Below are 7,546 nucleotides of genomic sequence, written 5' to 3' on the forward strand. Positions count from 1 at the left end.
GAAAAGCTCAAGGGTCACCCGCTCTTCGCCCATGTCACACTCACCCGCTCTGAACGCTCCCCTATCGCCGCGCTCGTCACCGAGATGCTCGAGGTCTACTGACAGCACGCCTGGTCGCGGGGCGACTGCATCAGCTCGGCGTTCAGGATGAGCAGGTGTCGTGCGTAGTCCGGGATCCGGAAAAGACCGGGCACAACGTGTCCTCTCGAAGATCACGACGGGTCGTGATCTTCGTAGCGGCTCAAACAAGCAACCCGCCCGGGAACAGGTCGCGGCTCCACCCGATCGGGCGGTAAGTCCGAACGTCGACACGTCACACCCGCCACATAGGAACCCCGCTAGCTTGACTCTGAAGCTCCTATAGATCGTCAAGTGGCTGTAGATGCCGATGGTTCGCTCCTGAAGGCGCTGGTGAGATGGTGGTAGACCTCGCGCGCGACGAAGCGCTTGAGGCATCTGAAGATGTCCTTCGTCTTGAGCCCTTCGAGGGTGCCGACGTAGTCGCGGGTGCGTGGGTCGTGACGCATGCGGACCAGCACGATGGTGTGCAGTGCGCGATTGGCCTGCCGGTCGCCGCCGCGGTTGAGTCGGTGGCGGTCGGTGCGGCCGGAGGAGGCCGGCACGGGTGCGGCGGCGCACAGGTGAGCGAAGATGCCTCCGAGACGAGCCTGTCGGGGTTGTCCCCGGCTGTGACCAGCAACTGCCCGGCGGTCTCGGTCCCGACGCCTGGTAGCGCGAGCAGGCCGGGCGCGGTGCGGGTGATCAGGGCGCGCAGCTCGACGTCCGCGTCTGCGATTTCCTCACTCAGGTGCTGATAGCGCTTGGCCAGGCGCTTGAGCGCGAGTTTGACGGCGGCGGCCGGGGCGGTCAGATCGGTGCCGGGACGACTGGCGACCAGGCGCCGTATCAACTCGGTGGTGGTCAGCGAGCGCAGTGCTTCGCGTACCGCAGCGGGCGCGGTGATGATCAGTGATTTGATCTGGTTGGTGGTCTGGGTGCGGGCCTTGACGGCACTGGCGCGGACCACGCGCAGCGCGCGGATTGCCTCGACCGTGCCGTCGCGGTCCTTCGGGGTGCCGTTGGCGCGGCCGGAGAGCACCGCGGTGGCGGCGGCGTAGGCGTCGACAGAGTCGGATTTGCCTGCGGCGCGGCGAGCTCGACGGTCGGGTCGGTCCACCTCGATCACGGCGATCTGGTTGGCGCGCAGGCACCGGGCGAGTTCGGCGCCGAAAGATCCGGTGCCCTCCATGCCCACCACCAGCACCCGGCCGTGGGAGCGCAGCCACGCCAGCAGCTGCCGGTAGCCTGCAGGCGTGGTGGGGAATGCCTCGGTGGCCAGGTGCCGACCGATGGTGTCGATGACGGCGGCCTGGTGGACGTCGGTGTGGGTGTCGATCCCGCCGATCACCTGGATGGTCTGTGACATGACGGCCGGGTTGTTCCTTCCGTGCGCGGTGTGTGGGCTCGCGCGCACCGGCCCGGCGGACGGACACGACTGTGATGGGACCGCTTCGGTCAAGCTCCTGACGGCCGGGGTATCTCGCGGTGGTCGAGGTAGTTCGGGAAGGCCGTCGGCCGCTCACCGGCTGCTCATCGACTGACGACGACGCGGCGCCCGGTCCGATCGCGTCCGAGGCCGACCACACCTACTCACCCGCACAGGGCGCCTACCTCAACGCTGTCCGTGACCTCGACTGGCCGTCCGGCGCCACGGAGCGAGATGCGCTGTTCGCGGCCCTCTCCGTTTGCGGCGCGTAGCGTGACGGTCTCAACGACGTGCCGTGGCTCACGCACAAGGTGTCGGAAGACTTCGGGCTCAACATCGACGACGCCGGAATCGTTGTGATGGCCGCCGATACCGCGTTCTGCATGGCGCTGAACGCCGGCGAGACACCTTAGCCAGTGCTCATCCGCCAGCCGCTGCCGCAGAGCCCGTTGCGGGCAACCGGGCAGGGTCATCACCACTCACGCAATCGCCGGGCAGGCTTCCGCAACGCGCAGCATGCTGGACCTCTCGACGGCCAGAACGGAGAGCACCCATGCGGCTCAGGTTCATCGGCACCACCTCGGAGAACGGCAACTGCCCGACGCTGTACGAGGACCTCGACACCGGCGACATCGTCGTCCAGGGCTACACCGTCACCGACCCTGCCGACATCGCCCAGCTTCGCGACGTCCTCGACAGCGAGTCGTTCGTCCGTGTCCCCCGGGAGCTGCTCACCCGCTTCACCCACCGAGACGAGGAGCAGACCGCGTGCCCGACCTGATCCCGTTCGACGAGATCACCCACCTGTTCACCGAGTTCCAGCACACCGCCTGGCGGCTGGAGACCCAGCGCGGGTACGCCACCGACCGTGTGAGCCCGAACTGGGCGCGCTTCCAGAACGGCGAGTCCTTCGACTACGACCCCGCCAACTCGTGGCAGACCAACGTCCGCGACCAGACCAGGCAGGGCAGGCGGGTCGAGCGGGTGCGCCTGGTCGACGACCCGCCCACTGAGGGGCAGCGGTTCCTCCTCGCCACCGGCCTCGGCAACGTCGCCGCCGGCGAGGACATCCGCAACCTGTACCGCGCGGCCGCCGAACGGCTCGGCCTGCCGGAGTACGACTTCTGGCTCTTCGATGCCCGCACGGTCGTCCGGTTCGTCATCGACGAGGACGGCGTGACCCTCGGGGTGACGGTCCACGAAGACCCCGATACCGTCGTCCAAGCGTGCCAAGCCCGGGACGCTGCCTGGCACTTCGCCGTCCCTACCCGGCAATTCCAAGCCCAGGTACCGTCTGCCAGGTGAGCACCGATTACCAGTCCGGCCGCGAGGCCCTCGGTGGACGTCTGCGTGAGCTGCGCACCGAGGCCGGCCTGCAGGGCAAAGACCTCGCCGAGCGGCTGGGCTGGCAACGGTCTAAGGTGTCCCGACTAGAGACCGGCAAGCAGACCGCCACGGCCACAGACCTGGAAGCGTGGGCGCTCGCCCTGGACGTCCCCTCAGAGGTGCCGGACCTTCACAGCCGACTGCGCGGGCTGGAGTCTCAGCAGCGCTCCTGGCGCCGGCAGCTCGCCACCGGGCACCGTGCCGTGCAGGACCGGTACGTCGCCGAGTACCGGCGCACGGCGACCGTCCGCGGATATGAGGCCACCGTCATCCCGGGGCTCTTCCAGACACCCGACTACGCCCGGCACCTGCTCATGCTGAACGCCGAGCTGATGCAGTCGCCCCGCGATACCGACGAGGCTGTGAACGCGCGCATGCGGCGCCAAGAGGTGCTGTACGAGGGCGAGAAGATGTTCCGTGTCCTCGTGTGGGAGGGCGCACTGCACGCCCTCGTCGGACCGTCCGAGGTGATGGCCGGCCAGCTGGACCGGCTCATCGGACTGATCGGGCCGCCGCAGATCGAGCTGGGCATCGTGCCGTTGAGCGCGCGGCTGAAGCTCCCCCCGAAGCATGGGTTCTGGATTTTCGACGAGGCGCGCGTGGTCGTTGAGACGATCAACACGGAGTTCGCGCTGGAGTCGACGGAGGACGTGACCCTGTACGGCAGGGTGTGGGATCGCCTCGGAGAGTCAGCCGTTCACGGGCAGCAGGCACGCCGACTGATCGGCCGGGCAAGAGCCTCGCTCGACCTCGGTTGAGCAACCAGCCTCAACCCGGGAGCAGGACGCGCAATCTGGCGCAATCCGCGCGCTCGCCCGCAACTGCGCTACGTACGGTCCAGACATGGCGACACACGTTCCCCTCGCGCCGGTGCGCGCGGGGCAGGAGTGGCTACTCTCCTGCACCCCGGATCCCGAAGCGACACAGCAGGCGTGGGACGCGCAGCAGCTGGCCGCGATCCCCACCGGCCCGCACTGGCGGGTCGCCGAGGCCCGGCTGTCACGGTCACTGGAGGCGATCCGGCACATGGGCTCCACCCCCCACGGCCCGGTGCTCTCCGACATCAGCCACGCCCTCGCCTGGTGGCTTCTCCCGCCCGGCCTGGCCAACGAACTCGACGACGTCGCCGGGATCACCGTGCACCCGGCCGGCTGGGCACTGGGGTGTCCGCCCGTCGTCAACTCCCTGGCCAGCAGGTGGTGGCTGGAGCTGCCGGACGGCACAGGCCAGCTGACCAACCCAACGCTCCTCGCGGCCTCGTTCGGCCCGGGCGGATACCGGCCTGAAGCGGAGACACGAGCATGAGCACCGCCCGTCGGGGCCGCTAGCCCTGCTCGACCTGCCCGCCCGCGCAAGGGCCCGGCGGCGACGACCAGGCGGCCGCCTGCACGGCGACACGCTCGCAGGCCGGGCAGACGGCGGCAGCGCACGGACGACCGGCTGATCGGCCTCCTGGTGGCCGCCGTCTTCGCCGTCGCCCTGGTGGTGACCGTTGTCCACTGGCTGCTGGCCCACTGGTGGATCCTGGCCGTTGTCGGCGTGCTCGCGGTGTTGGCCGGCGGCGGCTGGCTGTACAACAAGGAGCAGCAGGCGCGGTGGGAAGCGGTCGGCGCGCAGGGCCTGCGCTACGGGCTGGCCCAGCTGGACGCCCTCCACCACTCCCAGTTCGAAGACGCGGTGCGCGATCTGATGCGCCGCGACGGCTGCCAGGACACGGTCCGCGTCGGGGGCGGCGGCGACCTGGGCGCCGACGTGAAAGTCACCGACCCCTACGGGCGGCGCTGGGTGATCCAGTGCAAACACCGGAGCAACGGCCTTGCAGGCTCCGCCGTGGGCACGCCGGACCTCCAGGTCCTCAATGGCACTGCCCGCCAGGTCCACGGCGCCGAGTTCGCGGTCATCGTGACCAACGGACGGGTCACTGAACCCGCCGTGAACTTCGCCAAGCAGCAGCGCCTCCACGTGGTTGACCGCCACACCCTCGGAGTCTGGGTATCCGGCTCACGCCCTCTGTGGGAGCTGCTCCGCGCCGTACCGCCGCCTCGTAAGCCGACGGCTCTCTCCTGAAGCTGCCCATGGTCGGGCTGTCGTCAACGTCGGCGTTGCCGCCGCCCATTTTGGTGATCTCTGGCCTAGCAGCCCGCCACGGTGATGTGCCCGTCGTCAGATGCACGGTCGTGGCCGACCCAGACCGATGTGGGAGTTCGCGGAAGGCGACGGTCACCGGGACGGGCTGTTCCGGTGACCGTCGATCGCGCAGGGGCTGGGCACACCCGGCGCTGCATTCACCAGACGGCTGGGAGCAGCCCCGTGAACCTGATCATTCTAGTGAGCCTGTTCAGCCGGCAGTTTGCCGAAGCCGATGGCGGCACGACCTGGTGGATGGTGGTCGCCTTCACGGTTCGACACGCAAAAGGACGCGCGCTCGCGGCTGTGGCGGTGTCCCGCTGGTGCTCACGACTGCGGTGGCAGCGGATCATGCCGTGCGGGCTCCGGCCCTGCCGCCGAAAGTGAAGCGGTCCTGGGCCCGGGCAGGGGCCCAACTGGTAGGCAGCCCGGCTCGGAGACCAGAGTTGACCACCGAGCACATCTACCCATGCGGGCGTTTTCAGTGTGGGACTGATCGGGAAAGGTGTCACCTGGTGACGGCCCGATGGGCCGCCCGAGCCGCAGAACTACGCGGTCAGATCGAGCACTTGACCGCTGCCCTGGCCGAGACCCAGGCGCGACTCGTTGACCTGGACACCACCCGGAAGGTCATCGCGGAGGCCGCGCCGGCAGGAGCCGAATCCGGCCCGCCCGAGACCAGCACCGCCTACCAGGCCATCGTGAACGCCTTCAACCAGCACCCCGGCCAGGTGTTCAGAGCCCGTGAGCTGCACGAACTCCTCGGCATGCCCACCGACGAAGCGACCGTCAACATCACCCGCAGCCGCCTCGGACGCCTCACCCGCCAAGGATTCCTCACCCAACCCGGACGAGGCCGCTACCAGAAACGGACTTAACGTCCACTCAGAGTGAAGTGAACCTCGGGTCTCGCATTCAGTCCACTGGGCCAGCAGGACGTCCGAGTGCGTGCTGATCTTGGTCCGGACGATCTGTGGCAAGGCGCGGCTGCTCTGCCGCCGCCCGCTTCCGAACGGCACCGCCGCTTTTGTGGGCGACTTCGCACACGCTCCATATGGCGAGCAGTCGGTCGACGAAGACGAGCCTGCGTTTCGCCCCAGCTGCTCCCCCGCACCTTCGGAAGCCGAACAGCGCGCACACGTCGATGCCCCGCTGGAGGCGGCGGTCGTAGCGCCGGGGGCATCGCAGGTTTCCTCCGGCCTTGCCGGAGCCGTGCGGAACAGGTGCGACACCAGCAAAGCCGGCAAGTCGGTCCAGGACAGGAGGCCGACCCTGCTCCTCCTGATCCGTCAGAGCGCTATGCCCTCATTGCATCGATATTCTGTGAAGTGTGATCGAGTCTGGACGGCCGCGCTTCCGTCGTCGCCACAGCCGGGGGAGACTTGTGCGGCTGTCACCGGTCATCCTCACCGCCGTCATCGCCGGCCTGGCATACGCCACGCCTCCGGACATGGCCTTCAGTCGCCTCCTGCCCGCGGCGCCGGCCCTCGCCGCCGCCATGTGGCCGGTGCTCCCCACCATCCTGCTGGGGACGGTCTGCCTCTTGCTGATGATCGGCCTCAGCATCGTGTTCCCCGGTCTGGGGACGTGGTGGACGGCTGCGGGGATCATCGCGGTCACCGTGGCGGCCGCGTACGGAAGTCATGTCCGGCTGCAGCGGGAGCGGACCCTCTTCCAGGTACGGCTCGTTGCCGACGCGGCGCAGCAGGTGGTGCTGAGTCCGATGCCGCGCCGCTTCGGGAGCGTCGAGATCGAGTCGCTGTACCTCGCGGCCGCGGCGGAAGCCCGCATCGGCGGGGACTTCTACGAGGTGGTCGACACGGAACACGGGGTCAGGCTGCTCATCGGCGACGTCCGGGGCAAGGGCCTGCCGGCAGTGGGGGCAGCCGCGGCGATCGTCAACGCCTTCCGGGAGGCGGCCTACGGGGAGGCCGACATGGTCAGCGTCGCACGCCGACTGGACGCCGGCAGCACCCGTTACAACGCGGCCTTTCCACCCGAGGGGCCGATGGAGCGCTTTGCCACCGCCCTTCTCGTCGAGATCCCGCACGGGGGCAGGCGTATCGAGATCCTCAACTGCGGACACCCCCCGCCACTGCTCCTGAACCACGGGGAAATCCGTGGCCTCGAGCCCACCACCCCCTCACCGCTGCTCAACCTCGCGGAGTTGATCGGCGATCACTACACCGTCGACACCTTCGACTTCGGCCCAGGCGACCTGCTGCTTCTCTATACCGACGGGGTCACCGAGGCTCGAGCCCGCGACGGCGAGTTCTTCCCGCTGGCGGCCTGGATGCGCCGACAGCCCCCGATGCCGCCCCGCGAGCTGCTCACGGCTCTTCACCGCGACCTCCTCAGCTACAGCAGAGGACGCCTTGACGACGACATTGCTGCTCTCGCCGTGCGCCTGTGCGGACCTTTGGAAATGAGCCCGGCCCAGATCGCGGCAGCCCTAGGCCGTGTATCGAAAGTGGATCTTGATCGATGAATGATCGCGGTTCATGGCGCGGGGAGATCTCACGGACGAACAGTGGGCGATGTTGGGGC

General features: G+C 68.7%; 11 protein-coding genes and 2 pseudogenes. 10 read left to right on the forward strand and 3 right to left on the reverse strand.

Going from position 1 to position 7,546, the window contains the following annotated elements:
* Positions 1–368: 368 nt before the first annotated feature.
* Together ABZ471_RS46755 and ABZ471_RS46760 are read right to left on the reverse strand one after the other, a co-directional pair.
* A complete protein-coding gene (locus tag ABZ471_RS46755) occupies positions 369–623 on the reverse strand; it encodes a transposase (protein WP_359075264.1) in 255 nt (84 codons plus the stop codon).
* A 404-nt stretch (positions 624–1,027) separates the two neighbouring features.
* Positions 1,028–1,426 (reverse strand): annotated as a pseudogene (locus ABZ471_RS46760) (transposase); the annotation flags it as partial.
* A 119-nt stretch (positions 1,427–1,545) separates the two neighbouring features.
* Here ABZ471_RS46760 and ABZ471_RS46765 point away from each other — a divergent pair.
* The 9 genes from ABZ471_RS46765 to ABZ471_RS46805 all read left to right on the forward strand — a co-directional run bounded on the left by ABZ471_RS46765 (position 1,546) and on the right by ABZ471_RS46805 (position 5,877).
* Positions 1,546–1,758, forward strand: coding sequence for a hypothetical protein (locus ABZ471_RS46765; RefSeq protein WP_359075254.1), 213 nt, complete (start codon positions 1,546–1,548; stop codon positions 1,756–1,758).
* Between the two features lie 18 nt (positions 1,759–1,776).
* A complete protein-coding gene (locus tag ABZ471_RS46770; RefSeq protein WP_359075255.1) occupies positions 1,777–1,899 on the forward strand; it encodes a hypothetical protein in 123 nt (40 codons plus the stop codon).
* Positions 1,900–2,039: 140 nt separating this feature from the next.
* On the forward strand, positions 2,040–2,267 hold the full coding sequence (locus tag ABZ471_RS46775; RefSeq protein ID WP_359075256.1) for a hypothetical protein: 228 nt from the start codon (positions 2,040–2,042) through the stop codon (positions 2,265–2,267).
* A complete protein-coding gene (locus ABZ471_RS46780; protein ID WP_359075257.1) occupies positions 2,255–2,791 on the forward strand; it encodes a DUF6879 family protein in 537 nt (178 codons plus the stop codon). The genes ABZ471_RS46775 and ABZ471_RS46780 overlap by 13 nt, the downstream gene beginning before the upstream one ends.
* The gene (locus ABZ471_RS46785; protein ID WP_359075258.1) at positions 2,788–3,630 is read left to right on the forward strand and encodes a helix-turn-helix transcriptional regulator; all 843 of its coding nucleotides are present in this window, start codon (positions 2,788–2,790) and stop codon (positions 3,628–3,630) included. The genes ABZ471_RS46780 and ABZ471_RS46785 overlap by 4 nt, the downstream gene beginning before the upstream one ends.
* An 85-nt stretch (positions 3,631–3,715) precedes the next feature.
* On the forward strand, positions 3,716–4,177 hold the full coding sequence (locus ABZ471_RS46790; protein ID WP_359075259.1) for a hypothetical protein: 462 nt from the start codon (positions 3,716–3,718) through the stop codon (positions 4,175–4,177).
* A 150-nt stretch (positions 4,178–4,327) separates the two neighbouring features.
* Complete coding sequence (locus ABZ471_RS46795; protein ID WP_359075260.1) at positions 4,328–4,939, forward strand: restriction endonuclease; 612 nt, start codon at positions 4,328–4,330, stop codon at positions 4,937–4,939.
* A gap of 243 nt (positions 4,940–5,182) precedes the next feature.
* The gene (locus ABZ471_RS46800) at positions 5,183–5,386 is read left to right on the forward strand and encodes a hypothetical protein (RefSeq protein WP_359075261.1); all 204 of its coding nucleotides are present in this window, start codon (positions 5,183–5,185) and stop codon (positions 5,384–5,386) included.
* Between the two features lie 128 nt (positions 5,387–5,514).
* Positions 5,515–5,877, forward strand: coding sequence for a hypothetical protein (locus ABZ471_RS46805; RefSeq protein WP_359075262.1), 363 nt, complete (start codon positions 5,515–5,517; stop codon positions 5,875–5,877).
* Positions 5,878–6,148: 271 nt separating this feature from the next.
* Here the strand turns inward: ABZ471_RS46805 and ABZ471_RS46810 are convergent.
* Positions 6,149–6,250 (reverse strand): annotated as a pseudogene (locus ABZ471_RS46810) (transposase); the annotation flags it as partial.
* Positions 6,251–6,383: 133 nt separating this feature from the next.
* Here ABZ471_RS46810 and ABZ471_RS46815 point away from each other — a divergent pair.
* A complete protein-coding gene (locus ABZ471_RS46815; protein WP_359075263.1) occupies positions 6,384–7,487 on the forward strand; it encodes a PP2C family protein-serine/threonine phosphatase in 1,104 nt (367 codons plus the stop codon).
* Positions 7,488–7,546: the final 59 nt, after the last annotated feature.

Origin of the sequence: Streptomyces sp. NPDC005728 (assembly GCF_040630895.1) — a bacterium.
Lineage (GTDB): Bacteria > Actinomycetota > Actinomycetes > Streptomycetales > Streptomycetaceae > Streptomyces.

What these genes read in the sequence shown, in the direction of transcription:
- ABZ471_RS46775 (WP_359075256.1), top strand. Translation starts at nt 2,040, where the DNA reads ATGCGGCTCAGGTTCATCGGCACCACCTCGGAGAACGGCAACTGCCCG.
- ABZ471_RS46790 (WP_359075259.1), top strand. Translation starts at nt 3,716, where the DNA reads ATGGCGACACACGTTCCCCTCGCGCCGGTGCGCGCGGGGCAGGAGTGG.